Here is a 25,071-nt window from a genome sequence, read left to right as displayed (position 1 = left end):
AATCAAACTCCGTGATAGCTGGTTCTCCCCGAAATGCATTTAGGTGCAGCGTCGTGTGTTTCTTGCCGGAGGTAGAGTCGGACGAGAGCCCGCGCCGCCTCGGCCCGCAGCCGGCCCACGCTCCCCGGGCCCAGCCCGCCCGGCGCCACATCGGCCGGCTCCACCCGGCCCCCGTCGAGCACCTCGACCCGGCCCACCCCGGCCCCCGCCAGCACGGCGGCGATCACCGCCCCCACCCGGCCGCTCCCACGCACCCGGACCCGTATCGCCCGGCGGGCCGCGACGCCCCGTAAGTCGCCCCCGGGCTCCGGGTGCACCAGCGAGAGCGAACCCCGGTCGGGCCGCAGCCGCTCCAGCACCTCCGGCCGGCCGCGCACGGCCTGGGCGCAGGGCCCTCCCGCCGTGGCGTCGTCGAGCAGCCCGGCCTCCGCGAGCCGGCGGACCAGTCCGTCGGCCCGTCCTTCCGGCAGCCCCATGCCCCGGGCCTCGGCGCGCAGCAGCTCCATGCCGCGCGTCCCGTCGATCCGGTCGATGAGCGAGCCGGTGGCCGTGTCCACCGGGCCGAGCACCACCGCGTGCGCCGGGGTCACCCCGAACTGCACCGTCTCCAGATCCCGCCAGGCCCGTGCCAGCGCGGGCTTCACCTTCGGATACATCGCCTCCTCCTCCTGTGCCGTACCGTCCGCCGCCGTCCGCGGCCTCCTCCGTCACGATGCCCGCCCGCCGCCCCGGGCGCGGAGGTTTGTCCACAGGCAAGGGGTATTAGGCATATGAGATGAACGAAAGGGGTGATTCCGGTGGGGCGGCGCGGGGATCCTGTTCGAAGCGCGGACGTGCGCGACTTCCGCCGCGGCGAGCGGGTACCGTCGAGGCGTGTCCGCCGACCCACCCCAGCACGCCGTCGAAGTACGCCGGAGCGCGCGCCGCCGCAGGACCGTCTCCGCCTACCGCGAGGGCGACCGGACGGTCGTCCTGATCCCCGCCCGCATGTCCGAGGCGGAGGAACGGCGCTGGGTGGGCGTCATGCTGGACAAGCTCGCCGCCCAGGAGAGCAGGCGCACCCTCGGCGACACGGAACTCACCGAACGCGCCGTGCGTTTGTCCGAGCAGTACTTCGGCGGCCGGCCCCGCCCGCGCTCGGTCCGCTGGGTCACCAACCAGAACACCCGCTGGGGCTCCTGCACCCCGGCCGAAGGCAGCATCCGGCTCTCCCACCGGCTCCAGGGGATGCCGGAGTACGTCGTCGACTACGTGCTCCTGCACGAGCTGGCGCACCTCCTCGTGCCGGGCCACGGCCCCCGGTTCTGGGAGCTGCTGGAGGCCTACCCGAAGACCGAGCGGGCCCGCGGCTTCCTCGAAGGGGTGGTCGCGGCGGAGCGGCTGCCGACCATTCCGGCCGCCCGCGAGGAATGACCCTCCGCGCCGGACGCGGTTTGTACCGGCTCGGTACCGGCTTGCCCGGATGTCGGCCGGAGCCGTTAGCCTGAGCGGCACACGACCGCGGGACACGTCCGGCGGACACGATCAGGCAGGCGAGCAGCCGCGCACTCACACTCGGGACGGGGGACGGTCGGACGTATGGCCAGGGAATTCCAACGCGGCCACAAGGCCAGGATCAGTGACCTGACGGCGGGTACCGATCTGTACGTGGGCGTCCAGATCGCCGGACCCGGACTCACCTTCGACATCAGCTGCTTCGGCCTCGACGCCGACGAGCGGCTGTCGGACGACCGCTACTTCGTCTTCTACAACCAGCCGAAGTCGCCCGAGGAGTCCGTCCAGCAGCTCGGCGCGCAGGCCGGGGACACCGATTCCTTCCGGGTGACCCTCGACCACGTGCCCGCCGCGATCCACAAGCTGTCCTTCACCGCCAGCCTCGACGGCGACGGACAGATGTCGCAGATCGGTCCCGGCTACATCCGGATCGTGGCCGGCGGCGAGGAGGTCGTGCGCTACTCGTTCACGGGCTCCGAGTTCAGCACCGAGCGCGCCCTGATGATCGGCGACTTCTACCGCAAGGACGTCTGGCGCTTCGCCGCCGTCGGCCAGGGCTTCGACGGCGGGCTCGCCGCGCTGCTGGAGAACTTCGGCGGCGAGGTCGCCGAGGAGGAGCCGCAGCAGCAGGCCCCGGTCCCGGCCCAGCCGCAGGCCGCCGCCCCGTCGTTCGCCCCGCCGGCCCAGGCCGCTGCCCCGGCCCCGTCCTACAGCGCGCCGGCGCAGCAGCAGCCGCCCGCGCCCGCGCCGTACGCCGCGCCGCAGCAGCCCCACCAGCCCCAGCAGCAGCCCCAGGCCCCGGTGCACTCGGCCCCGACCATGGTCGGCCCGCTGGTCCCGCCCGCCCCCGCGACCCCCTACGGCCAGCCGCCCCACCCGCCGCAGCAGCCCGGCCCGCCCTCGCACGGCGGCCGCCCGCAGCAGCACTCGTACGGCGGCCAGGTCCCGCCCCCGGGACCGGCCCCCGCGCCCTACGGCCAGCCGCCCCAGCCCTCCTACGGCGGCCAGGTCCCGCCCCAGCAGCAGGGCTACGCCCAGCCCGGCCAGCCCCCGTACGGCCAGCAGGCCCCCTACGGCCAGCAGCCGCAGTACGGCCAGCAGCCCCCGTACGGCGGCCAGCAGCCCCCGGCCCCCTACGGCCAGGCGGCCCCGCAGGCCGGACCGGGCCTCGCCTCCGCGCTCCAGCTGTACAAGGAGGCCCCCACGGGCGCCCGCTGGACCGCGCAGAACCACCAGCTCATGCGGGTCGACCTCGCCGCCGGCGGCGGCCAGCCCGTGCTCGCCCGCCAGGGCAGCATGGTCCTCTACCAGGGCAAGGTCGACTTCAGCTACAAGGGCGCGGGCTTCGCCGGCCGCATCGTCGGCAACGCCACCGGCCAGGAGATGCAGCTGATGCGCTGCACCGGCCGCGGCCAGCTCTTCCTCGCGGAGAACGGCGCCCACCTGCACGCCATCGAGCTCCAGGGCGACGGCATCTGCGTCAACTCCGAGAACGTCCTCGCCTTCGACGAGTCCCTCCAGCACGAGGTCCGCCGCATCGAGGGCCACGGCATCCCCGGCGGAGCCCTGTTCACCATGCTCTTCCAGGGCACCGGCACCGTCGTCGTCAAGACGCACGGCACCCCCGTCGTCCTGCCCGTCACCCCGACCACCTTCGCCGACAGCAACGCCATCGTGGCCTGGTCGGCGGCCTCCCAGGTGATCGTTTCCAGCCAGGTCCGGCTGCGCCGCAACGCCTACCCGGGCCACAGCGGGGAGACCGTGAACCTCCAGTTCCGCGGCGCCCCCGGCAACTTCATCGTCGTCCAGCCGTACGAGGTCTGAGGGAGCCCCACATGAATGCCATGAACCCGATGAACCAGCAGCTCGCGGGCTACGCCCCGACCCCCGTCACGGCCCGCATGGAGAACCACGGGTCCGCCATGCTCAAGGTCGCCATGCAGAGCGGCCAGGACCTCTTCGCCCGCACCGGATCGATGGTCGCCTACGAGGGCTTCGTCCAGTACGAGCCCAACCCGCCGGCCGTGCGCCAGATGGCCTCCCAGTGGCTCACGGGCGAGGGCGCCCCGCTCATGAAATGCACCGGCGACGGCCTGCTCTACCTCGCCGACTACGGCGCGAACGTCGTCTGCATCAACCTCAACAACGACGCCCTCTCCGTCAACGGCACCAACCTGCTCGCCTTCGACGCCCACCTCCAGTGGGGCGTGGAACGCGTCAAGGGCATGGCCAAGTTCGCCGGCCAGGGCCTGTTCAACGTGCAGGTCTCCGGCACGGGCTGGGTCGCCATCACCTCGCGCGGCACCCCGATCGTGGTCGACTGCGGGCGCGGCGACGACGAGACGTTCGTCGACCCCGACGCGCTCGTCGCCTGGTCCCCGAACCTCAAGGTCAAGGGCAAGAGCAGCTTCAAGGCCTCGTCGCTGATCGGCCGGGGCAGCGGGGAGGCCTACCAGATGGCCTTCTCCGGCCAGGGCATCGTCGTCGTACAGCCCAGCGAGGACAGCACCGACCGGCTCCGGACCCGGGGCTGAGGGGGAGCGGACACACCATGCAGAGCTCACTTTTCGGCCACGCCGAGCAGCAGTCCCAGGAGCGGTACGCCGTCCAGAACCCGCAGCTGCTGCGGGTCACCCTGAACGGCTCCGACGACGTCCTCGCCCGCAAGGGCTCGATGGTCGCCTACCAGGGCATCGTCGACTTCGACGGCGAGTACCAGAGCGGCAACCAGCGCGGCGCCCGCCTGCGCACCGGCGAGGGCCTCGACCTGATGCGCTGCTCCGGGCAGGGCACCGTCTACTTCGCCAACCTCGCCCAGCACGTCCACGTCGTCGACGTCGACCACGAGGGCCTGACCGTCGACAGCGGCTACGTCCTGGCCATGGACTCCACCCTGCACACCGAGGTCATCGCGGTGGACAGCCAGTACGGGATCTCCGGCTCCGGCAAGTACCAGCTCAACATCACCGGCCGCGGCAAGGTCGCCCTGATGACCTCCGGACAGCCGCTGATGATGCAGGTCACCCCGGACAAGTACGTCAACGTCGACGCCGACGCCATCGTCGCCTGGTCCACCTCGCTGCGCGTCCAGATGCAGGCCCAGACGCACTCCAGCGGCGTCTGGCGGCGCCGCGGCAACACCGGCGAGGGCTGGGAGCTCAGCTTCCTCGGCACCGGCTTCGCCCTGGTGCAGCCCAGCGAGGTGCTGCCCCCGCAGAACGCCCAGCTCGGCCAGGGCCTCGCCGCCCAGTACGGCATGGGCCAGCACGGCGCGCACGCCCAGAACCAGAACAACGCCTGGAACTGACGGCCGCGCACGCCGACCGGCACGAGGAAGGGGCGGACCCCACGGGATCCGCCCCTTCCTCACGTCACGCGCCCAGCCGCTCCAGGGTCGCCTCCATCAGCCGCACCACCGAGGTGTCGGCCACCGAGGGGACCTCCGCGTACGGGAACCAGCGCAGGTCCAGCGACTCGTCGCTGATCTCCGCCTCCACACCGGCCGGAGCCAGCGCCGCGTACTGCACGTCCAGGTGCCAGTTGCACGGCGCCGGGATCGGGTGCCGGTCCAGCCGCACGGGCCCGCCCTCCAGCAGGGTCAGCCCGGAGGCGATGCCCGACTCCTCTACGGCCTCGCGCATCGCCGCGTCCGCCAGCGTGGCGTCACCGGGCTCGCAGTGCCCGCCCATCTGGAGCCACAGGCCGAGCTTCTTGTGCAGGGTCAGCAGGACGCGGCCGCCCGCCGGGTCGATCACCAGCGCGCTGCCCGTCACATGCCCGGCCCCGCAGGGCTTGTACATCCCGTCCGGGTGCTCCGCCAGGTGCTCCAGGTACACGTCCCGCAGGGCGCGCTGCTGCTCGTCCCGGCCCTCGTAGCCCTTCAGGACCAGGACGGCGTCTTCGTGCAGGCTCACTTCTTCTCGTCACCCTCGCCCTGGTCGCGCTTCTCGGCGGCCTCGCCGAGCATCTTGTCGATCTCCGAGAAGTCCAGCTGCTCCCGGTGCACGAACCCGTCCGGGTCGTCCAGGTCGGAGGCCGTCGGCAGCATGTCCGGGTGCTCCCACAGCCCGTCGCGGCCGTCCACCCCGCGCGCGTCCGTGAGCGAGGCCCACAGCCGCGAGGCGTCGCGCAGCCGGCGCGGCCGCAGCTCCAGCCCGATCAGCGTCGCGAAGGTCTGCTCCGCCGGACCGCCCGAGGCGCGCCGCCGGCGCATCGTCTCGCGCATCGCGTCGGCCGAGGTCAGGCGGGGCTTGGCCGCCTCGTGGACCACGGCGTCCACCCAGCCCTCGACCAGCGCGAGCGCCGTCTCCAGGCGGGCCAGCGCGGCCTTCTGCTCCGGGGTGTCCTGCGGCTGGAACATGCCGCCCTGGAGAGCCTCCTGGAGCTGCTCCGGGTTCGACGGGTCGAGCTGCCCGACCACGTCCTCCAGCTTCGAGGTGTCCACCTTGATACCGCGCGCGTAACCCTCGACCGCGCCGAACAGGTGCGAGCGCAGCCACGGCACGTGCGCGAAGAGACGGGCGTGCGCCGCCTCGCGCAGGGCCAGGTACAGGCGCACCTCGTCCGAGGGGACGCCCAGGTCCTTGCCGAAGCTCTCGATGTTCAACGGCAGCAGCGCCGCCCGCCCGGCCGGGCCCAGCGGCAGCCCGATGTCCGTGGAGCCGACGACCTCGCCCGCGAGGGTGCCCACGGCCTGGCCGATCTGCTGGCCGAACATGGCCCCGCCCATGGAGCGCATCATGCCGAGCAGCGGGCCCGCCATGGCCTGCATCTCCTCGGGCAGCACACCGCCCATGGCCGCCCCGACGCGCTCGGCGACCGGGTCCACCAGCTCCTTCCACACCGGGAGGGTCGCCTCGACCCACTCGGCGCGGCTCCACGCGACGGCCGCGTTGGCGCCCGACGGCAGGGAGGTCACACCGTCCAGCCACAGGTCGGCCAGGCGCACCGCCTCCTCGACCGCCGACTTCTCGGCGAGGCCGACGCTGGCGTCCTTCACGCCGTCCGCCGTGCCCTGGGCGACGGTCTGGCGGGCGATGTCCTTGGCCATGTCCCAGTTCACGGGACCGCCCTCGTAGCTGAGCATCTGGCCCAGCTGCTGGAAGGCGGCGCCCAGGTCGTTCGGGTTCATCGAACCGAACATCGCGGCGAACGGATTGTCCGCGCCGCCGGGAAGGCCGCCGGGGAGACCGCCCGGGCCGAACCCGAACGGATTCGCGGGGCCGCCCTGGCCCCCCTTCTTGCCCTTGTCGCCGTCCTCCGGCTCCTCCGGCGGAAGGCCGAATCCGAATGGGGTGTCGCTCACGGGTTTCCTCGGCTCGTAGGGCCGCCGGCGGACGCCGACGGGCAATGGTCCGACAACACCACCCAGCGTAGACACCACTCCCGCTTCCGGGCTCGGTGCTCCGCCGACTCCTGGGCTGCGGCAGGATGGACATCACCTGGTGGGTACGCGTCACGGCGCGCCCCCACTGAAGACAACCGCTGGAGACGCCCGGTGAGTTCCCCAGATCCGCAGGCTCGCGCGCCGCACGACGCCGAAAACCGCCCTGAGCACGGCGACAGCGCCCCCGGCGTTCGCCAGGCGCGAAACGAGGCCGCCCCCCGCCGGCACAGCCCCGTGATCGCGGTCACCGGAGCGGCCTCCGGCGTCGGCGCCGCCCTCGTGGCCCGCCTCGCCGCATCCGACGAGGTCAAGCAGGTCATCGCCATCGACGAGCGGCGCGGGGACTGCGCCGACGCCCAGTGGCACGTCCTGGACGTACGCGACCCCGCCATCGCCGAGCGGCTGCGCGGGGCCGACGTGGTCGTGCACCTCGCGCTCGACCTGGACCTGGAGACCGACCCCGCGGCCCGTACCGCGTACAACGTACGCGGGACCCAGACCGTGCTGACCGCCGCCGCGGCGGCCGGGGTGCACCGGGTCGTGCTCTGCACCTCCGCCATGGTCTACGGGGCCCTGCCCGACAACGACATCCCGCTCTCCGAGGACTCCGAGCTGCGCGCCACCGCCGAGGCGACCGGCGTCGGCGACCTGCTGGAGATCGAGCGCCTGGGCCGCCGGGCGCCCCGCGCCCACCCCGGCCTCAACGTGACCGTGCTCCGCCCGGCCGTGCTGGTCGGCGGCACGGACACCGCCCTGACCCGCTACTTCGAGTCCCCGCGCCTGCTCGTCGTCGCGGGATCCCGGCCCACCTGGCAGTTCTGCCACGTCGAGGACCTGGTCAGCGCCCTGGAGTACGCCGCGCTGGAGAAGGTCGAGGGCGAACTGGCCGTCGGCTGCGAGGGCTGGCTGGAACAGGAGGAGGTCGAGGAGCTCAGCGGCATCCGCCGCATGGAGCTGCCCTCGGCGGTCGCCCTGGGCGCCGCGGCCCGGCTGCACCGGATCGGGCTGACCCCGTCCCCGGCCGGGGACCTCGCGTACACGATGCACCCCTGGGTGGTCAGCGTCAGCGGGCTGCACGCGGCGGGCTGGCGGCCCCGCTGGACCAACGAGGAGGTGCTCGCCGAGCTGCTCCAGGAGGTGTCCGGCCGGCACACCGTCGCGGGCCGCCGCCTGGGCCGCAAGGACGCCGCCACGGCCGCCGGCGCCGCCGGTGCGACGGTGGCCCTGCTGGGCGCCGCCGCGGCCGTCCGCCGGGCCCGCCGGCGCCGCGGCCTCTGACCGGCCGCCGCGCCCGCCCCGCCGGCCCCCACGGGCCCGGACACCGCTCCGGGCCCGGCCGGAGCACGGGCCCCCTGTAGGAGACTCCCAACCGGCCGGTCACGGCACGGGCGATCCGGCTATTCCGCCACGTCAGCCGCTAGGGCACGATGGATGACATGGCACCGCACTTCGACCACCCCGGCGAGCAGGCCGCCCAGGACCCGATCCGGCTGCTCGAGATCCGTGAGACCCCGCTCTCGCTCGACGAGGTCTTCCAGGCCGTCGGCGACGACGCGACGGGAGGCACCACCCTCTTCGTCGGCACGGTGCGCAACCACGACGGCGGGGCCGACGTCGACTCCCTCGGCTACTCCTGCCACCCGACGGCCCAGGCCGAGATGCGCCGCATCGCCGAGCGCGTCGTGGAGAAGTACCCGGTCCGCGCCCTGGCGGCCGTCCACCGCGTCGGCGACCTGGCCGTGGGCGACCTGGCCGTGATCGTGGCCGTCTCCTGCCCGCACCGCGGCGAGGCCTTCGAGGCCTGCCGGATGCTGATCGACGACCTCAAGCACGAGGTCCCGATCTGGAAGCACCAGACCTTCTCGGACGGCACGGAGGAGTGGGTCGGCGCCTGCTGACCCCGCCCGAGCACACCGCGGCCCCCCGGTCGCGCAGGCGCGGCCGGGCGGGAGTAGCCTCACACCCGTTCGGCCGCGCAACACGCCCTCGATTTGCGTAACCCCCCTACGGGCACGAGCGTTGAAGCCACCGACGACACTCGTACTTTCGGGGCAGGGAGGCACGTCCATGGCGTCACTGGCGTGGTTGCTGATTCCGCTGTTCGCCGCGATCGGGGCGGCGATATGGGGCAGCTGGGCAGCGCGCGACCGAACCCAGGGGGACATATCCGAGCTCGCCGGCTACGCGAGGTTCCGCGAGGCCATGGACAAGGCCGAGCGGGCCGGTCACAAGGAGAAGGCGCATTCCGGTTCCGACGCCGTCTGACGCGTCCCGGGAGTCCGCGGTGAGCGGGCCCGAAGGCCCCCCGCTGAGAATCGCCTGAGAGTTCCGCCCGCGGCCCCCCGTACGGACCGGCCCCACGGGTCGCGCGCCCGGACCGTCCCGTACTGTCGATCCATGCCACGCCGTACAGCGACGATGCTCGCCTCCTCCCTCGTGCTGTTCGCGCTGCTCTGCGCGGGGGTGTTCCTCAAGGTCCCGTACTCCGAGATGAGCCCCGGACCCACCGTGAACACCCTGGGCGAATCGCACGGCGAGCCGGTCCTGAACATCTCGGGCCACAAGACGTACCCGACCACCGGTCACCTCAACATGACCACGGTCCGCGTCACCGGCGCCGACTACGACATGAACCTGCTCGAGGCCGTGTACGGCTGGCTCGCGGACGACAACATCGTCGTCCCGCACGAGAACCTCTACCCGGACGGGAAGACGGACAAGGAGTCCACGCAGGAGAACGCCGAGGAGTTCAGCCAGTCGCAGGAGAGCGCCAAGGTGGCCGCCCTCAAGCAGCTCGGCATCCCGGTCACCGCCCGCGTCGTCGTCGCCACCGTGGTCAAGGGCAGCCCCTCCGAGGGCAGGCTGCACGCCGGTGACGTCGTCAAGGAGGTCGACGGCAGCCCCGTCACCGCGCCCGGCGACGTGGCCAAGCTCGTCACCAAGCACAAGCCGGGCGAGCCCGTCGAGTTCACCGTCGTGCCCGCCGCCGCCGCGGCCGAGGCCGAGAAGGCCAACCGCGAGCCCACCGAGACCACCAAGGTCACCGTCACCGCGGGCAAGGCGCCGGACGACGGCCACGCCGTCGTCGGCATCCGGGCCGGGACCGACCACACCTTCCCGTTCCCGATCGACATCAAGCTCGCCGACGTCGGCGGCCCCAGCGCCGGCCTGATGTTCGCGCTGGGCATCGTCGACAAGCTCACCCCCGAGGACCTGACCGGCGGCAAGTTCATCGCCGGCACCGGCACCATCGACGACACGGGCAAGGTCGGTCCGATCGGCGGCATCCAGATGAAGACCATCGGCGCCCGTCAGGCCGGGGCCGAGTACTTCCTGACCCCGGCCGAGAACTGCGCCTCCGCCGCCGCGCAGGTCCCCGACGGCCTCACCCTGGTGAAGGTCTCCACCATCGACGACGCCACCAAGGCCCTGCAGAAGATCAGCAAGGGGGACACGGCCGGCCTGCCGCGCTGCACGAAGTCCTGAGCGGGCGGTTCCGGCCGGGTCCCCGGCGCCGGTTCCGGGGGCAGGCGGCTCAGGCGAAGGTGGCCGACAGCGCCTCGGCCAGCCCCGGCACCAGGCCGGCGCCGGTCAGCACCTCGCTGGAGGAGTCCTTGTCCCGCAGCCGTACGGCGGACTCCCGCGAACCGTCGCGCAGGACGCCCACCGTCAGGCGCACCTCCTGCCGCTCCGGGTGGCCGGCGACCCACTTGGCCAGCTGCTTGTCGCTGAGCCCCTCCGGTACGGAGGCCTCGGCGGACGGCGGCAGCATCAGCCGCTCCACCGTCAGGGCGCACCCGACGACCGCGTCGGGCCAGGCGATGGTTCCCAGGAACTTGTCCAGCGGGGTCCCGGCCGGCACCTCGTCCTGCTCGATCGGGGTGAGCTGGGCCTTGCCGGCGTCGTCCTTGTCGAGGCCGAGCTGGCCGGCGAGGCCGGGCTCCTGGCGGCGCAGGCGGGCCGTGTCGACCAGGGCGAAGAGACGGGCCGGCTTGTCCCAGCCGAGGGTGGAGGCGTACTCGTCGATCTCGAGGACGGCGCGGGTCAGCGGAGTGGCCGCCATGGGGGTGCCGGGGGAGGGCGAAAGGTTGGACATGGACAACATCCTGCCTCCTTTCTCCCCGATACCGGGAACTGACTAAAGCCTCAGTAAGTTGCATGGGTGGGCCCTACGATCGTGGGCCCACGACCAGACCCAGCGACATTCGAGGTGCGCACCTTGGCTTTCCAGATGCCGGACCGCGGCGGAGGCCCCTCCGGGCCACGGATGAGAGTCGGCCGCCCCTCCCGGCGTGCCCGGACCCTTCTGCTGACCCTGGGCGTCCTGGCCGTTCTGGCCATGGCGTTCATCATGTTCGCCGGCTTCTGGACGGACTGGCTCTGGTTCCGCTCCGTCAAGTACTCCTCGGTCTTCACCACCACCCTGTGGACCAAGATCGGCCTCTTCGCCGTCTTCGGTCTGCTGATGGCGGGCGCCGTCGGGCTGAACGTGTGGCTGGCGTACCGGCTGCGGCCGCCGCTCAGCGCGATGTCGATGGAGCAGCAGAGCCTCGACCGCTACCGGATGAGCGTCGCCCCGTACAAGAAGTGGCTGCTCCTGGGCATCGCCGCGATCGTCGGGATGATCGCGGGGGCATCGGCGGCCGGCCAGTGGAAGACCTGGCTGATGTACGTGAACGGGGTGCCCTTCGGCAAGAAGGACCCCCAGTTCCACCTCGACGTGTCCTTCTACACGTTCGACCTGCCCTGGTACCGCTTCCTGCTCGGCTTCGGCTTCGCCGCGGTCGTGCTGTCGGTGATCGCGGCCGTCGTCGTGCACTACCTGTACGGCGGACTGCGCGTGACCAGCCCGGGCGCCCGGGCCACCGCCGCGGCCACCGGGCACCTGTCGGTGCTCCTCGGCCTCTTCGTCACCTTCAAGGCGGTCGCGTACTGGCTCGACCGGTACGGCCTCGCCGTGAAGTCCAGCGACTTCAAGGCCTCCGACAACTGGACCGGCCTGCGCTACGTCGACGCCAACGCCTACCTGCCGGCCAAGACGATCCTCGTCGCCATCGCCGCCATCTGCGCGGTGCTGTTCTTCGCCACCCTGTGGCGGCGCACCTGGCAGCTGCCGGTCATCGGCTTCGGCCTGATGGTCCTCTCGGCGATCCTGATCGGCGGGCTGTACCCGGCGATCGTGCAGAAGTTCCAGGTCCAGCCGAACGAGCAGGCCAAGGAATCCCCGTACGTCGAGAAGAACATCAAGGCCACGCGCGACGCCTACGGGATCGACACGGCCGAGGTCAAGGACTACCCGGGCGTCCCGCAGACGGACGACCGGACCAAGCTGCGGTCGGTGGCCGACACCACCGCCAGCCTGCGCCTGCTCGACCCGAACATCGTCTCGCCGGCCTTCCAGCAGCTCCAGCAGGTCAAGGGCTACTACGGCTTCCCGTCCACGCTGGCGGTCGACCGGTACAGCGGCCAGGACACGGTCATCGGGCTGCGTGAGCTGAACATCGGCGGCATCCCGAAGAACAACTGGATCAACGACCACTTCAAGTACACCCACGGCTACGGCGTCGTCGCGGCCAAGGGCACCACGGTCAAGGACGGCGCCCCCGACTTCACCCAGTCCGACCTGCCCTCCAAGGGCATGTTCGGCACGGACTTCCAGCAGCGGATCTACTACGGGGAGCAGACGAAGCAGTACTCGATCGTCGGCGGACCGCAGAAGGAGCTCGACTACTCGGACGACAAGGGCGAGAAGGAGACGAGCTACAAGGGCGACTCCGGCGTCAACCTGAACAACCCCGTCAACCGCGCCGCGTACGCGCTCGCCTTCAGCGAGCCGCAGATCCTCTACTCGGGGGCCATCGGCGAGGGCTCGCGGATCCTCTACAACCGCACGCCCAAGGACCGCGTCGAGGCCGTCGCGCCCTGGCTGACCATCGACGGCGCCCCGTACCCGGCCGTCGTCGACGGGCGGATCAAGTGGATCGTCGACGCCTACACGACGACGAACGGCTACCCGTACGCCTCGCGCACCACGCTCGGCCAGAGCACCGCGGACTCGCTGACCAACAGCCAGCGCGCCGTGGTGGCCCAGGAGAACCGGGTCAACTACATCCGCAACTCGGTGAAGGCCACCGTCGACGCCTACGACGGCACGGTGGACCTCTACCAGTGGGACACCCAGGACCCGGTCCTGAAGACCTGGATGAAGGCCTTCCCGGGCACCGTGAAGCCCAAGAGCGAGATCTCCAAGCCGCTCATGGACCACATGCGCTACCCGCAGGACCTGTTCAAGGTCCAGCGCGAGCTCCTGACCCGCTACCACGTCACGGACCCGCAGACCTTCCTCAGCGGCAGCGAGGCCTGGGCCGTCCCGGACGACCCGACGACCAAGGCCGGTACGGCCGTTCCGCCGTACTACCTGTCGATGAAGATGCCGGGCCAGCCGGAGAAGGACCAGGTCTTCTCGCTCACGACCACCTTCACGCCGAACGAGCGGCCCAACCTGAGCGCCTTCATGGCGGTGAACGCCGATCCGGGCACCCCGGACTACGGCAAGATCCGAATCCTGAAGATGCCGACCAGCAAGCCGCCGGACGGCCCGGGCCAGGTGCAGAGCAAGTTCCAGTCGGAGCCGAAGATCGCCGAGTCGATCCGGCTGCTGCGCGGCGGTGACTCGGAGATCGAGTACGGCAACCTGCTCGCGGTCCCGATGGACGGCGGCATGCTCTACGTGGAGCCGGTGTACGTCCGCAGCTCCGGGCTGAAGTACCCGCTGCTGCGCAAGGTGCTCGTGACCTACGGCGGCCAGACGGCCTTCGAGGACACCCTGGAGAAGGCGCTGAACGTGGTGTTCGGAGCCGAGGCCCCGACCGTGCCGGTACCCCCGGAGACCCCGCCGACCAAGCCGGGCGAGACCCCCGCCAACCCGCCGGCCGCGCAGGACCCGACGGTCAAGGCGGCCCTCGCCGACGCCCAGAAGGCGGTCGAGGAGGCCGACAAGGCCATGAAGGCCGGTGACTGGACCGCGTACGGCAAGGCCCAGGGCGACCTCCAGGCGGCGCTGAAGCGGGCGATCGACGCGGAGGCGAAGCTGACGGCCCCCAAGCCGGGGGGCTAGGCGACCCGGCTAGAAAGCGGTAATGGCTCTGCCCCGCGTCGTGATACTGTGGTTTCACCGACGCGGGGTGGAGCAGCTCGGTAGCTCGCTGGGCTCATAACCCAGAGGTCGCAGGTTCAAATCCTGTCCCCGCTACTGAAAACGAAGGCCCGGATCCCATGGGATCCGGGCCTTCGTCATGCCCGGAAGAAGCCGGGAAGAAGCTGCTGGGGGACACGAGGTCACTGGGGCGGGTGAGTTGGGGCGTGAGCGTGTTTGACTTGTCTCTCTGTGGGCATGTCGACAAAACGGTGTAGCGACCTCACTGGCTGCGACATACCAGGTGTACGCGGGTAGCAGGTGATGCGACGATGGGATTTATGGGGGACAGGTCAACTCTGCTGGAGACAGGGCGGTTTGTGAGGGCGGAGGCCGAGTCGGGTACGGAGGCCGGTAAGGCGGCTCCCGCTGTCAACGCGCAGACCGCACTGACCGATGCGGATTTCGCGGAGGAAGCCTTCGGCGACGCCGACGGGGCCACCGACGCCGAACTGGAGGCGCGCCACCGGGTGGCCGCCGACAAGGGCGACCCCGGCGCCATGAGCGTGCTCGGCGCCCTGCTGCTGCGCCGCGGCGACCTGGCCGGGGCCGAGCCCTACCTGCGCGGCGCCACCGGCGCGGGGGACCGTGCCGCCGCCAACAACCTGGGCGTCCTCCTCCTCCAGCGCGGCTACCCCGACGAGGCCGCGGGCTGGTGGCGGGTCGCCGCCGTCGCCGGCTCCGCCCCCGCCGCGCACGCCCTGGGCCGCCACTACCGCGAGCGCGGGGACGAGCCCGCCGCCGAGTACTGGCTGCGCCAGGCGGCCGAGTCCGGCCACGCCCTCGGCGCGTACGGCCTGGCCGACCTGCTGGAGCACCGCGGGGACAAGGGCATCGAGCGCTGGTTCCGGGCCGCCGCCGAACAGGGCCACCGCGAGGCCGCCTACCGGCTGGCCCGGCACCTGCGCAAGGGCGACCCCGCCGAGGCGGAGCAGTGGTACCGGCAGGCCGCCGCCCGGGGCCACCGGCGCGCCGGCCTGCACCTGGGCGCCCTCCTGGAGGCGCGCGGCGAGCTGAAGGAGGCCGGCCGCTGGTACCTCAGCTCGGCCAAGCAGGGCGAGGCCCGGGCCGCGTGCGCGCTCGGCTTCCTGCTGCGCGACGCCGGGGACGAGGACAGCGCGGCCGCCTGGTGGCACCGTGCCGCGCAGGACGGCGACGGGAACGCGGCGAACGCCCTCGGCGCCCTGCACGCGGCCCGCGGCGAGACCGAGACGGCCGAGAAGTGGTACCGGGTCGCGATGGACGCCGGCGACCACAACGGCGCCTACAACCTCGCCCTGCTGTGCGCCGCCCAGGAGCGGACCGCCCAGGCCGAGCAGTGGTACCGCCGCGCCGCCTACGCGGGCCACCGCGAGGCCGCCAACGCGCTGGCGATCATGCTGCTCCAGGCCGGGGACGCGGCGGGGGCCGAGCCCTGGTTCTCCAAGGCGGCCGAGGCGGGCAGCGTGGACGCCGCCTTCAACCTCGGGATCCTCTTCGCCAGCCGCGACGAGGACCGCTCCGCCCTGAAGTGGTACGAGCGGGCCGCCGCGGCCGGTCACACCGACGCCGCCCTCCAGGTCGGGATCGCCCTCGTGCGCGACGGCGAGGAGCGCGCCGCCGAGCGCCACCTGCGCTGCGCCGCGAGCGGCGGCAGCGCGGAGGCGGCCTTCCGGCTGGCCGCGCTGCTGGAGTCGCTGGCCCCGCCGCCCGAGCCGGTCGCGCTGGGCGAGCCGGTCGGCGGTGCCGCGCGCAGCGAGAGCGAGGACTGGTACGAGCGGGCCGCCGAGCAGGGCCACCGCCGGGCCCAGGTGCGGGTCGGGATGCTGGCCGCGGCCCGGGGCGACCTGACCGTGGCCGCCCGCTGGTACCGGGAGGCGGCCGAGGCCGGCTCCCGCAACGGCGCCTTCAACCTCGGGCTGCTGCTGGCCCGCGAGGGCAACGAGCCGGAGGCCGCCCTGTGGTGGACCCGGGCGGCGGTGGCCGGGCACGGCCGGGCCGCCCTGCGCCTGGGGCTGCTCGCGGCCCGGCACGGGGACCTCGCGGAGGGGCAGAAGTGGTGCGTACGGGCCATGGAGCTCGGCCCGGCGGAGGTCGCCGAGCGGGCCGCGCGGCTCCGGGACGCGCTCGCGGAGGAGCTCTCCGTATGAGGCCGGCCGGGGTGCCGGTTAACTGATTTGCATCTGCCGGGTGGACTCCCGTAGAGTCGTGTTTACCGACGCGGGGTGGAGCAGCTCGGTAGCTCGCTGGGCTCATAACCCAGAGGTCGCAGGTTCAAATCCTGTCCCCGCTACTGAAGGCCCGAGGCCCGGATCCCATGGATCCGGGCCTCGAGTCGTTCCTGAACGTAAACACGGACCTGAACGTAAACGCGGAAGGCCGGGGGCTCGGCCCCCGGCCTTCCGTCACATCCCGCCGGTCAGGCGCCGGCGCAGTTCGGGCACACCCCGCGGTAGGTCACCTCGACCGCCGAGACCACGAAGCCGAAGCGCTCGCCGTCCGGCAGGTCGGCCAGCGGGTCGCCCGCCGGGTGGACGTCGCGGATGGCGCCGCACTGGGCGCAGACCAGGTGCTGGTGGGGGCGGTGCGCGTTCGGGTCGTAGCGCTTGGCCCGCCGGTCCGTCGAGACCTCGAGCACCTCGCCGAGCGAGACCAGCTCGCCCAAGGTGTTGTACACCGTCGCTCGAGAAATCTCGGGCAGTTTGGTGACAGCGCGTGCGTGCACTTCGTCTGCCGTCAGGTGAACGTGGTCACCGTCGAGTACTTCGGCCACGACACGCCGCTGGGCCGTCATGCGCCAGCCGCGTCCGCGAAGTCGTTCCAGCAGGTCACTCATACACGCCAGCCTAACAGTGGGGATTCGGTGCAGATCCCGAACCGATGTGGACTTGGATGCTTACTTGACTTAGACAAAGTCCATCGTAGGATCGGATACGGCAAACGCCAAGGACAGGACTTGCAGGAATGACGCAGGAGGCGCACGTGACGCAGGGACCGCTCACCACGGAGGCCGGGGCTCCGGTCGCCGACAACCAGAACAGTGAGACCGCTGGGGTCGGCGGGCCGGTCCTCGTCCAGGACCAGCTCCTCCTGGAGAAGCTCGCGCACTTCAACCGCGAGCGCATCCCGGAGCGCGTGGTGCACGCCCGCGGCGCCGGCGCCTACGGCACCTTCACGGTGACCGCGGACGTCACGCAGTACACCCGGGCGAAGTTCCTCTCCGAGGTCGGCAAGCAGACCGAGACCTTCCTGCGCTTCTCCACCGTCGCGGACAGCCTCGGCGGCGCCGACGCCCGCCGTGACCCGCGCGGCTGGGCGCTGAAGTTCTACACCGAAGAGGGCAACTACGACCTCGTCGGCAACAACACGCCGGTGTTCTTCATACGCGACGCCATCAAGTTCCCCGACTTCATCCACACCCAGAAGCGCGACCCGTACACGGGTTCGCAGGAGGCGGACAACGTCTGGGACTTCTGGGGTCTGTCGCCCGAGTCCACGCACCAGGTGACCTGGCTGTTCGGCGACCGCGGCATCCCGGCGTCCTACCGCCACATGAACGGCTACGGCTCGCACACGTTCCAGTGGAACAACGAGGCCGGCGAGGTCTTCTGGGTCAAGTACCACTTCAAGACCGACCAGGGCATCAAGAACCTCACCCAGGCCGAGGCCAACCGGCTCGCCGGTGAGGACCCGGACTCCCACCAGCGCGACCTGCGCGAGTCCATCGAGCGCGGCGAGTTCCCGACCTGGACCGTGCAGGTCCAGATCATGCCGGACGCCGACGCGGCCCAGTACCGCTTCAACCCGTTCGACCTCACCAAGGTGTGGCCGCACGAGGACTACCCGCCGATCGAGATCGGCAAGCTGGAGCTCAACCGCAACCCGGAGAACGTCTTCGCCGAGGTCGAGCAGTCCATCTTCTCCCCGGCGCACTTCGTCCCCGGCATCGGTCCGTCCCCGGACAAGATGCTCCAGGGCCGTCTCTTCGCGTACGGCGACGCCCACCGCTACCGCGTCGGCATCAACGCCGACCACCTGCCGGTGAACCGCCCGCACGCCACCGAGGCGCGCACGAACTCGCGTGACGGCTACCTGTACGACGGCCGGCACAAGGGCGCGAAGAACTACGAGCCCAACAGCTTCGGCGGCCCCTTCCAGACGGACCGCCCGCTGTGGCAGTCCACCGCCGTCACCGGCGGCACGGGCAACCACGCCACCCCCTCGCACTCCGAGGACACCGACTTCGTCCAGGCGGGTGACCTCTACCGGCTGTTCTCCGAGGACGAGAAGGCGCGTCTGATCGAGAACCTGTCCGGCTTCATCGCCAAGGTCTCCCGTGACGAGATCGTCGAGCGCGCGATCAACAACTTCCGCCAGGCGGACGCCGACTTCGGCAAGCGGCTGGAAGCCGCGGTCCAGGCCCTCCGCGGCTAGTACGGACCGCTTGCCGTAGCGGAACGGCGGGCCGGGACCCCCTCGGGGGTTCCGGCCCGCCGCCGTTTCACGCCGCCGCTACGGTGCGCCGCGTGCGCACCTGGGAGCGGATGACGTCGCGGACGGAGACGATGCCCACCGGGCCGCCGTCCTCCAGGACGACCAGGTGGCGGAACCCGCCGACGGCCATCGCCTCGGCGGCCTCGGCCACGGTGGCCTCGGGGGTGCAGAAGACGACGTTGTTCGTGGTGTGCGCGCCCACCGACTCCCGGTCGGGATCATGACCCGCGCCGATCGAGTTCAGGATGTCGCGCTCGGTGAGGATGCCGATGCCGCTGTGGTCGGGGTCGAGGACGACGGCCGCTCCGACGCGCCGGCCCGACATCAGGCAGGCGGCCTGACGCAGGGTGTGGGCGGGTCCGAGGGTCAGGATCACGGTGCTCATGGCGTCACGGACGAGCATGAAGAGAACCACCTCCTGGGTGTGTCCCGCTTCGAGAACCGCTTCACAAGCGCACAAGCGGGGGAGTCTCAGATTCCCACGAGCACGCAGCGTCATCAAGGGGGCGCGCTGAGCGCACGCCCCCGCGCGTCGGGATCAGGCGGAGGGGCGCAGGAAGCCCAGCATCTCCTCGTGGAGCAGTCCGTTCGAGGCGGCCGCGTTGCCGCCGTGCACCCCGTCCACGCCGTCGATGCTGGTGAACCGGCCGCCCGCCTCCTGGACGACGACCGCGAGGGCGGCCATGTCCCACAGGTTCAGCTCCGGCTCGGCGCACAGGTCCAGGGAACCCTCGGCGACCATCATGTACGGCCAGAAGTCCCCGTAGCCCCGGGTCCGCCAGCAGGCGCGGGTCAGCTCCAGGAAGCCGGGCAGGCGGCCCTGCTCCTCCCAGCCGCCGAGCGAGGAGAAGGCGAACGAGGCGTCGCCCAGGGAGGCCACCTTGGAGACGCCGATCGGGCCCGCGGGCTCGCCCAGCGCGCCGCCCGCGAAGGCGCCCCCGCCCTGCGCGGCCCACCAGCGGCGGCCCAGCGCCGGGGCCGAGACCACGCCGACGACCGGGCGGAACACCCCGTCCGGGCCCTCCTCCGTCAGGGAGATCAGGGTCGCCCACACGGGCACGCCGCGCACGTAGTTCTTCGTGCCGTCGATCGGGTCCACGACCCAGCGGCGCGGGCCCTCGCCCTTGAGCCCGTACTCCTCGCCGAGGATCGCGTCGTCCGGCCGCGCGGCCAGGATCCCGGCCCGGATGATCTCCTCGGCGGCCTGGTCGGCCTCACTCACCGGAGTCATGTCCGGCTTGGTCTCCACCTTCAGGTCGAGGGCCCGGAACCGCTGCATGGTGGCGGAGTCCGCCGCGTCGGCGAGTTCGAGGGCGAGGCGCAGGTCGTCGTCATACGTGGGCATGCCCGAACAGTATCGAGACCGCACCGCCCCCGCGAACGCCGTCCACGGTACGGCCGGGAGGCGCCCTTGACAGGATCTGGCGGTCCGTCAAATCTTGCGGGTGAGCCAGGCCCGGTGACAGCCGGCCGGCGCGACAGGCGGGGGAGGCGACGATGTCGGCGGCCCGGGAGTCCTTGCTGGAAGCGGCGGAGGCGGCGCTGTGCGCGCGCCCCTGGCCGGCCGTGCGGATGGTGGAGGTCGCGAACGCCGCCGGGGTCTCGCGGCAGACCCTCTACAACGAGTTCGGCGGCAAGGAGGGCCTCGGCCGGGCCCTGGTGCGCCGCGCGGCCGAGTGGTACCTGGACGGGGTGGACCGGGCGCTGGCCGCCGCGCCGCCCGGGCACACCGCCGGCGAGCGGCTCGCGGCGGTCGCCGAGTGGACCGTACGGGCGGCCCGCGCGCACGCGCTCGTACGGGCCCTGCTGACCGGGGCGTGGGACCCGGCCCTGCCCGCGCCGCCCCCGGCCGGGAGCCGGCTGGCGATCGCGCCGGGGGAGCTGACCCGGGCCGTCCGCGACCGGGCCGCCGCCGCGCTGCCGCAGGAGCCGGAGCGGCGCTGCGAGCTCGCGGTGCGGCTCGCGCTGTCCTACGTGGTGGCCCCCGGCGAGGAGCCGGGGGAGCGGGAGCTGCTGCGGCTGCTCAGTGGGCCGAGCCGGAGAGCTGGAGGCCGATGACGCCCAGGATGACCAGGGTGATCGAGACCAGCTTGAGGGTGGAGACCAGGTCCCCGAGGAAGACCATCCCGTAGATGGCGGTCCCGGCCGCCCCGATGCCCGTCCACACCGCGTAGGCCGGGCCCACGTCCAGCTTCTTGAGCGCCAGGGTCAGCAGGCCGAAGCTGCCGAGCGCGAAGCACGCGAAGGCGACCGTCGGCCACAGCCGGGTGAACCCGTGGGACAGCTTGAGGCAGACCGCGAAACCGGTCTCCAGGATTCCCGCGACCACGACCAGCAGCCACGCCATGTCGAATGCCTCCCCGCGTCAGGTGACATCGCGTCACGTGGTGGGATTATGCATTTACCAGACAAGGCGTGACGCAAACCCCACCGCGCGATCAGTCGCCTTCGCGGCGCTCGCGCGTCCCCAGCAGCCGGCGCAGCGAGTACAGCCGCGCCGGATCCGCGTGACCGTCCTCCACCCACTTGTCCAGCGCGCAGTCCGGCTCGTCGTGGCTGCACGCGCGCGGGCACTCCTCGGTGCCCGGCACCAGGTCCGGGAAGGCCAGCACCACCCGGGAGGGGTCCACGTGGTGCAGGCCGAAGGAGCGCACGCCCGGCGTGTCGATGACCCAGCCGTCCCCGGAGGGCAGCGGCAGGGCCAGCGCCGAGGTGGTGGTGTGCCGGCCGCGGCCGGTCACCGCGTTGACGTGCCCGGTGGCGCGCTGGCGGCCCTCGGCGACCAGCGAGTTCACCAGGGTCGTCTTGCCCACGCCCGAGTGGCCGACGAAGGCGGTGATCCGGCCCTCCAGCCGCTCGCGGACCCGCTCGGCGGCGTCGCCCGTCTCCAGCTCCTCGCGGTTGGTCACCACGTAGTTCAGGCCGAAGGTCGAGTACACCTCCAGGATCTTGTCCGCGGAGGTCAGGTCCGACTTGGTGAGCACCAGCAGGGGCTCCAGCCCCGCGTCGTACGCCGCCACCAGACAGCGGTCGATCATCCGGGGCCGGGGCTCCGGGTCGGCCAGGGCCGTGACGATGGCCAGCTGGTCGGCGTTGGCGACGACCACCCGCTCGTACGGGTCGTCGTCGTCCGCGGTGCGCCGCAGGACGGATTTGCGCTCCTCGATCCGCACGATCCGGGCGAGGGTGTCCTTCTTGCCGGACAGGTCACCGACGATCCAGACCCGGTCGCCGACCACCGCCGCCTTGCGGCCCAGCTCGCGGGCCTTCATCGCGTGGATCGTCCGGTCCTCGACCAGGCAGGTCAGCCGGCCCCGGTCCACGGTGAGGACGAAGCCCTCGGAGGCGTCCTCGTGCTTGGGCCGGATGTTCGTCCGCGCCCGGTTGCCCTTGGGGTTCGGGCGCTGGCGGATGTCGTCCTCGTCGGTGTGCTTGCCGTACCTGCGCATGACCGGGCCCCTACGCTCCCGCTCCCGCATCCGCTCCGGAGAGCATGTCCGTCCACATCTTCGGGAAGTCGGGCAGCGTCTTCGCCGTGGTCGCCACGTTCTCGATCTCCACGCCCTTCACCGCCAGGCCGATCACCGCGCCGGCGGTGGCCATGCGGTGGTCGTCGTAGGTGTGGAAGACCCCGCCGTGCAGCGGGCGCGGGCGGATGTGCAGCCCGTCCGCCGTCTCGGTGACGTCGCCGCCGAGCTCGTTGATCTCCTTGGTGAGCGCGGCCAGCCGGTCCGTCTCGTGCAGCCGCAGGTGGGCCACCCCGCGCAGGGTGGACGGGGAGTCCGCCAGCGCCGCCACGGCGGCGATGCCCGGGGTGAGCTCGCCGACCTCGCCCAGGTCCACGTCGATGCCGTGGATCGTGCCGCTGCCGGTGAAGACCAGGCCCGCGTCGGTCAGCTCGCAGGAGCCGCCCATCTCGGTGAAGATGCGGCGCAGCTCGTCACCGGGCTGCGTGGTGCGGCGCGGCCAGTCCGGGATGGTCACCGTGCCGCCGGTGATCAGCGCGGCCGCCAGGAAGGGCTGGGCGTTGGACAGGTCGGGCTCCACGACCAGGTCGCGGCCCAGCAGCGCGCTCGGCGCGACCCGCCACACGTCCTTCTCGCCCCCGGACTCGGGGGTGTCGACCTGGGCGCCCGCCGCGCGCAGCATCTCCACCGTCATCCGGATGTGCGGCATCGACGGCAGGGTCGCGCCGGTGTGCCGGACCTCGACGCCCTGGTTGAAGCGCGGGGCGGACAGCAGCAGCGCCGAGACGAACTGGGAGGAGTTGGAGGCGTCGATCTCGACCGTGCCGCCCTCCAGGGCGCCGCCGCCGTGGACGGTCATCGGCAGCGCGCCGCGGCCGTCGTCGTCGATCCGGGCGCCCAGGACGCGCAGGGCGTTGATGACCTCGCCGAGCGGGCGCTCGTAGGAGCGCGGGTCCCCGTCGAAGCGGATGTCGCCGGCGGCCAGGGTGGCGACGGGCGGCAGGAAGCGCATGACCGTGCCCGCGTTGCCGACGTCGACGGTGGCCGGACCGTGCAGGGCGGCGGGGATGATCCGCCAGGCCTCGCCGCCCGCGCCGGCGCCGGCGGAGCTGGAGGAGACCGTCTCCTCGATGCCGACGCCCAGGGCGCGCAGCGCGTCCGACATCAGCTGCGAGTCGCGCGAGCGCAGCGGACGGCGCACCCAGCCCGGCTCGGCCGCCAGGGCGGCGAGCACGAGGGCGCGGTTGGTGACCGATTTGGACCCCGGCACGGTGACGGTGGCGTGGACGGCGCCCTCGGCGAGCGGAGCGGGCCAGAGGGGATGGAGCGCGGGGGTCTCGGTCATGGCCCCCACTTTAGTGGCTCCCCGCTGCCCCGGATCTTGATCGCTCCCGCGTCTCACAGGCCGAGCAGCCAGCGCCCGCCGCCCACCAGGCAGCACAGCGAGACGGTGTGGAAGAAGACCAGCCAGACCACCGGATGCAGGTGGGTGAGCCGCCCCAACTGGTCGGCATCGGAGTCCGGGGCCCCGCCCCCGCGCCGCTTGCCCTGCAGCTCGAAGACCGGCCGCACCCCGCCCACCAGCAGGAACCACACCACCGCGTACGCGAACACCGCCTGCACCTGGGCCGAGGCCAGCCAGGACACCAGGACGAACGCCGCACCCGTCAGCAGCACGGTCAGCAGCCCGTACGCGTTGCGGATCCGCACCAGCAGCAGCACCAGCAGCACGGTCGCCGCCCACAGCAGCAGCGTGATCCGGTGCGCCGACAGCAGGGCGGCCCCGCCGAGGCCCAGCAGCGAGGGAGCCGTGTACCCGGCGGCCGCCGTCAGGACCATGCCGATCCCGGTCGGCTTGCCCCAGCTGACGGTGACCCCGCTGGTGTCCGAGTGCAGCCGGATCCCCGCCAGCCTGCGGCCGCTGAGGCGGGCCACCAGCCCGTGGCCGCCCTCGTGCGCGATGGTGATCGCGTTGCGGGCCGGCAGCCACAGCGGCCGCCAGGCCACGACGGCCAGGGCGGCCAGGCCCGTGGCGGCCACCAGCCACCAGGCCGGGGCGGTCTGTATACCGGTCAGCCGGTCCCAGAGGCCGGCGGTCGAGGTGCTGTCCATGGAGTGGCGGACTCCTTGCGGTGGGGGGCGGTCGTCGTGGCAGTGTGTCAGCCATGTGCGGAAGGTTTGCGGCCGGTCGGACGCCACAGGAGCTGGCGGGGATATTCGGCATCGAGCGGTGGGAGCCCGAGGAGACCCTGGCCCCCGACTACAACGTGGCGCCCACGAAAGAGGTCCACGTGGTCCTCGACCGTCCCCTCAAAGACGCGCGGGACCCGCGTCCGGTTCGCCAGCTGCGGGCGCTGAAGTGGGGGCTGGTCCCCTCCTGGGCCAAGAGCCCCGAGGGTGCCGCCCGGATGATCAACGCCCGGTCGGAGACCCTCCACGAGAAGCCCTCCTTCCGGCGCCCCTTCGCCCAGCGCCGCTGCATCGTCCCCGCCGACGGCTACTACGAATGGGTCACCGCCCACGACGAGCGGCAGCTGGAGGTGGAGGGGAAGCGGAAGCGGGCCCGCAAGCAGCCCTACTTCGTGCTCCCCGCCGACGGCTCCGTCTTCGCCATGGCCGGGATCTACGAGTTCTGGCGCGACGCCACCCTGCCGCCCGACCACCCGCAGGCCTGGTGGGCCACCTGCTCGGTGATCACCGCCGAGGCCGAGACCACCCCGCTGGGCGTGGCCCCCGCCGAGGGGCCGCGCTCGCTGTCCGACATCCACCCCCGGATGCCGCTCATGCTCACCCCGGACCGCTGGGACGCCTGGCTGGACCCCGCCCGCACCGACGAGACCGGGCTGCGGGAGCTGCTGGCCCCGCCGCCGGGCGGGCGGATGCGGGCCTACCCGGTCTCCACCGCCGTGAGCAACGTGCGCAACAACGGGCCGGAGCTGCTCGGCGAGCTGGAGGCCCCCGAGGAGGGCACGCTCTTCTAGGCCGTCCCTTGCGGATCCTGCCCGGCCTGCGCGGGATCTCGCCCGGCCTGCGCGGGGCCGGGGCCGCCGCCCGGC

At 72.3% G+C, this 25,071-nt stretch carries 23 protein-coding genes, 2 tRNA genes and 1 pseudogene; 15 read left to right on the top strand and 11 right to left on the bottom strand.

The window, feature by feature from the left end:
• Positions 1–80: 80 nt before the first annotated feature.
• Positions 81–656: pseudogene (locus tag AB0O29_RS06825) on the bottom strand (ThiF family adenylyltransferase); the annotation flags it as partial.
• 217 nt (positions 657–873) lie between these two features.
• Between AB0O29_RS06825 and AB0O29_RS06820 the strand changes: the two are divergent.
• The 4 genes from AB0O29_RS06820 to AB0O29_RS06805 all read left to right on the top strand — a co-directional run bounded on the left by AB0O29_RS06820 (position 874) and on the right by AB0O29_RS06805 (position 4,801).
• Positions 874–1,413: a M48 family metallopeptidase gene (locus AB0O29_RS06820; protein ID WP_365147178.1), complete on the top strand. Its 540-nt coding sequence runs from the start codon at positions 874–876 to the stop codon at positions 1,411–1,413.
• Between the two features lie 165 nt (positions 1,414–1,578).
• Entirely contained in the window at positions 1,579–3,318 is a 1,740-nt protein-coding gene (locus tag AB0O29_RS06815) for a TerD family protein (protein ID WP_365147175.1), read from the top strand.
• Positions 3,319–3,347: 29 nt separating this feature from the next.
• A complete protein-coding gene (locus AB0O29_RS06810; protein WP_365147200.1) occupies positions 3,348–4,028 on the top strand; it encodes an AIM24 family protein in 681 nt (226 codons plus the stop codon).
• 17 nt (positions 4,029–4,045) lie between these two features.
• Entirely contained in the window at positions 4,046–4,801 is a 756-nt protein-coding gene (locus AB0O29_RS06805; protein WP_365147172.1) for an AIM24 family protein, read from the top strand.
• Positions 4,802–4,865: 64 nt separating this feature from the next.
• On the opposite strand, the gene AB0O29_RS06800 is transcribed toward AB0O29_RS06805, so the two are convergent.
• Both AB0O29_RS06800 and AB0O29_RS06795 read right to left on the bottom strand, forming a co-directional pair.
• Entirely contained in the window at positions 4,866–5,408 is a 543-nt protein-coding gene (locus tag AB0O29_RS06800; protein ID WP_365147169.1) for an NUDIX hydrolase, read from the bottom strand.
• Positions 5,405–6,799, bottom strand: coding sequence for a zinc-dependent metalloprotease (locus AB0O29_RS06795; RefSeq protein WP_365147166.1), 1,395 nt, complete (start codon positions 6,797–6,799; stop codon positions 5,405–5,407). The genes AB0O29_RS06800 and AB0O29_RS06795 overlap by 4 nt, the downstream gene beginning before the upstream one ends.
• Positions 6,800–6,991: 192 nt before the next feature.
• Here AB0O29_RS06795 and AB0O29_RS06790 point away from each other — a divergent pair, with 192 nt between their 5' ends.
• From AB0O29_RS06790 to AB0O29_RS06775, 4 genes are all read left to right on the top strand, one after another.
• A complete protein-coding gene (locus tag AB0O29_RS06790) occupies positions 6,992–8,158 on the top strand; it encodes an SDR family oxidoreductase (protein ID WP_365147163.1) in 1,167 nt (388 codons plus the stop codon).
• A gap of 158 nt (positions 8,159–8,316) precedes the next feature.
• Positions 8,317–8,778: a molybdenum cofactor biosynthesis protein MoaE gene (locus tag AB0O29_RS06785; protein ID WP_344164762.1), complete on the top strand. Its 462-nt coding sequence runs from the start codon at positions 8,317–8,319 to the stop codon at positions 8,776–8,778.
• A 169-nt stretch (positions 8,779–8,947) separates the two neighbouring features.
• Positions 8,948–9,145, top strand: a complete 198-nt coding sequence (locus tag AB0O29_RS06780; RefSeq protein WP_365147160.1) for a hypothetical protein — start codon at positions 8,948–8,950, stop codon at positions 9,143–9,145.
• A 132-nt stretch (positions 9,146–9,277) separates the two neighbouring features.
• Positions 9,278–10,366 carry a PDZ domain-containing protein gene (locus AB0O29_RS06775; protein ID WP_365147157.1) on the top strand — a complete coding sequence of 363 codons (1,089 nt, stop codon included), beginning with the start codon at positions 9,278–9,280 and terminating at the stop codon, positions 10,364–10,366.
• Positions 10,367–10,415: 49 nt separating this feature from the next.
• On the opposite strand, the gene AB0O29_RS06770 is transcribed toward AB0O29_RS06775, so the two are convergent.
• Complete coding sequence (locus AB0O29_RS06770; protein WP_365147154.1) at positions 10,416–10,985, bottom strand: PPA1309 family protein; 570 nt, start codon at positions 10,983–10,985, stop codon at positions 10,416–10,418.
• A 126-nt stretch (positions 10,986–11,111) separates the two neighbouring features.
• Here AB0O29_RS06770 and AB0O29_RS06765 point away from each other — a divergent pair, with 126 nt between their 5' ends.
• The 4 genes from AB0O29_RS06765 (at position 11,112) to AB0O29_RS06750 (ending at position 16,347) form a co-directional block, all read left to right on the top strand.
• On the top strand, positions 11,112–13,997 hold the full coding sequence (locus tag AB0O29_RS06765; protein WP_365147197.1) for a UPF0182 family protein: 2,886 nt from the start codon (positions 11,112–11,114) through the stop codon (positions 13,995–13,997).
• Positions 13,998–14,058: 61 nt separating this feature from the next.
• Positions 14,059–14,132: transfer RNA gene (locus tag AB0O29_RS06760), tRNA-Met, on the top strand.
• A gap of 215 nt (positions 14,133–14,347) precedes the next feature.
• Positions 14,348–16,204, top strand: a complete 1,857-nt coding sequence (locus tag AB0O29_RS06755; protein WP_365147151.1) for a tetratricopeptide repeat protein — start codon at positions 14,348–14,350, stop codon at positions 16,202–16,204.
• Positions 16,205–16,273: 69 nt separating this feature from the next.
• A tRNA-Met gene (locus AB0O29_RS06750) sits at positions 16,274–16,347 on the top strand.
• Between the two features lie 126 nt (positions 16,348–16,473).
• On the opposite strand, the gene AB0O29_RS06745 is transcribed toward AB0O29_RS06750, so the two are convergent.
• On the bottom strand, positions 16,474–16,890 hold the full coding sequence (locus AB0O29_RS06745; RefSeq protein WP_365147148.1) for a Fur family transcriptional regulator: 417 nt from the start codon (positions 16,888–16,890) through the stop codon (positions 16,474–16,476).
• 128 nt (positions 16,891–17,018) lie between these two features.
• Between AB0O29_RS06745 and AB0O29_RS06740 the strand changes: the two genes are divergently transcribed.
• Positions 17,019–18,488 (top strand): catalase, encoded by a 1,470-nt coding sequence (locus AB0O29_RS06740; RefSeq protein WP_365147146.1) that lies wholly within the window; start codon positions 17,019–17,021, stop codon positions 18,486–18,488.
• A 67-nt stretch (positions 18,489–18,555) separates the two neighbouring features.
• On the opposite strand, the gene AB0O29_RS06735 is transcribed toward AB0O29_RS06740, so the two are convergent.
• Both AB0O29_RS06735 and hisN read right to left on the bottom strand, forming a co-directional pair.
• Positions 18,556–18,951, bottom strand: coding sequence for a CBS domain-containing protein (locus AB0O29_RS06735; RefSeq protein WP_365147143.1), 396 nt, complete (start codon positions 18,949–18,951; stop codon positions 18,556–18,558).
• A 135-nt stretch (positions 18,952–19,086) separates the two neighbouring features.
• Positions 19,087–19,893, bottom strand: a complete 807-nt coding sequence (gene hisN, locus AB0O29_RS06730; RefSeq protein ID WP_365147140.1) for a histidinol-phosphatase — start codon at positions 19,891–19,893, stop codon at positions 19,087–19,089.
• A 152-nt stretch (positions 19,894–20,045) separates the two neighbouring features.
• Here hisN and AB0O29_RS06725 point away from each other — a divergent pair, with 152 nt between their 5' ends.
• Entirely contained in the window at positions 20,046–20,606 is a 561-nt protein-coding gene (locus AB0O29_RS06725; protein WP_365147137.1) for a TetR/AcrR family transcriptional regulator, read from the top strand.
• On the opposite strand, the gene AB0O29_RS06720 is transcribed toward AB0O29_RS06725, so the two are convergent.
• From AB0O29_RS06720 to AB0O29_RS06705, 4 genes are all read right to left on the bottom strand, one after another.
• The gene (locus tag AB0O29_RS06720) at positions 20,572–20,895 is read right to left on the bottom strand and encodes a multidrug efflux SMR transporter (protein WP_267032767.1); all 324 of its coding nucleotides are present in this window, start codon (positions 20,893–20,895) and stop codon (positions 20,572–20,574) included. The two genes, AB0O29_RS06725 and AB0O29_RS06720, sit on opposite strands and share 35 nt — an antisense overlap.
• A 91-nt stretch (positions 20,896–20,986) precedes the next feature.
• A complete protein-coding gene (gene rsgA, locus AB0O29_RS06715) occupies positions 20,987–21,997 on the bottom strand; it encodes a ribosome small subunit-dependent GTPase A (RefSeq protein WP_365147134.1) in 1,011 nt (336 codons plus the stop codon).
• Between the two features lie 10 nt (positions 21,998–22,007).
• Complete coding sequence (gene aroA, locus AB0O29_RS06710) at positions 22,008–23,360, bottom strand: 3-phosphoshikimate 1-carboxyvinyltransferase (protein WP_365147131.1); 1,353 nt, start codon at positions 23,358–23,360, stop codon at positions 22,008–22,010.
• A 53-nt stretch (positions 23,361–23,413) separates the two neighbouring features.
• Positions 23,414–24,127 carry a M50 family metallopeptidase gene (locus AB0O29_RS06705; RefSeq protein ID WP_365147128.1) on the bottom strand — a complete coding sequence of 238 codons (714 nt, stop codon included), beginning with the start codon at positions 24,125–24,127 and terminating at the stop codon, positions 23,414–23,416.
• A 53-nt stretch (positions 24,128–24,180) separates the two neighbouring features.
• Between AB0O29_RS06705 and AB0O29_RS06700 the strand changes: the two genes are divergently transcribed.
• Positions 24,181–24,996 (top strand): SOS response-associated peptidase, encoded by an 816-nt coding sequence (locus AB0O29_RS06700; protein WP_365147125.1) that lies wholly within the window; start codon positions 24,181–24,183, stop codon positions 24,994–24,996.
• The last annotated feature ends 75 nt before the right edge of the window (positions 24,997–25,071 follow it).

Origin of the sequence: Streptomyces sp. NPDC089915, from assembly GCF_040684675.1 — a bacterium.
GTDB lineage: Bacteria > Actinomycetota > Actinomycetes > Streptomycetales > Streptomycetaceae > Streptomyces.
This window is presented reverse-complemented; position numbering and strand designations above follow the sequence as displayed.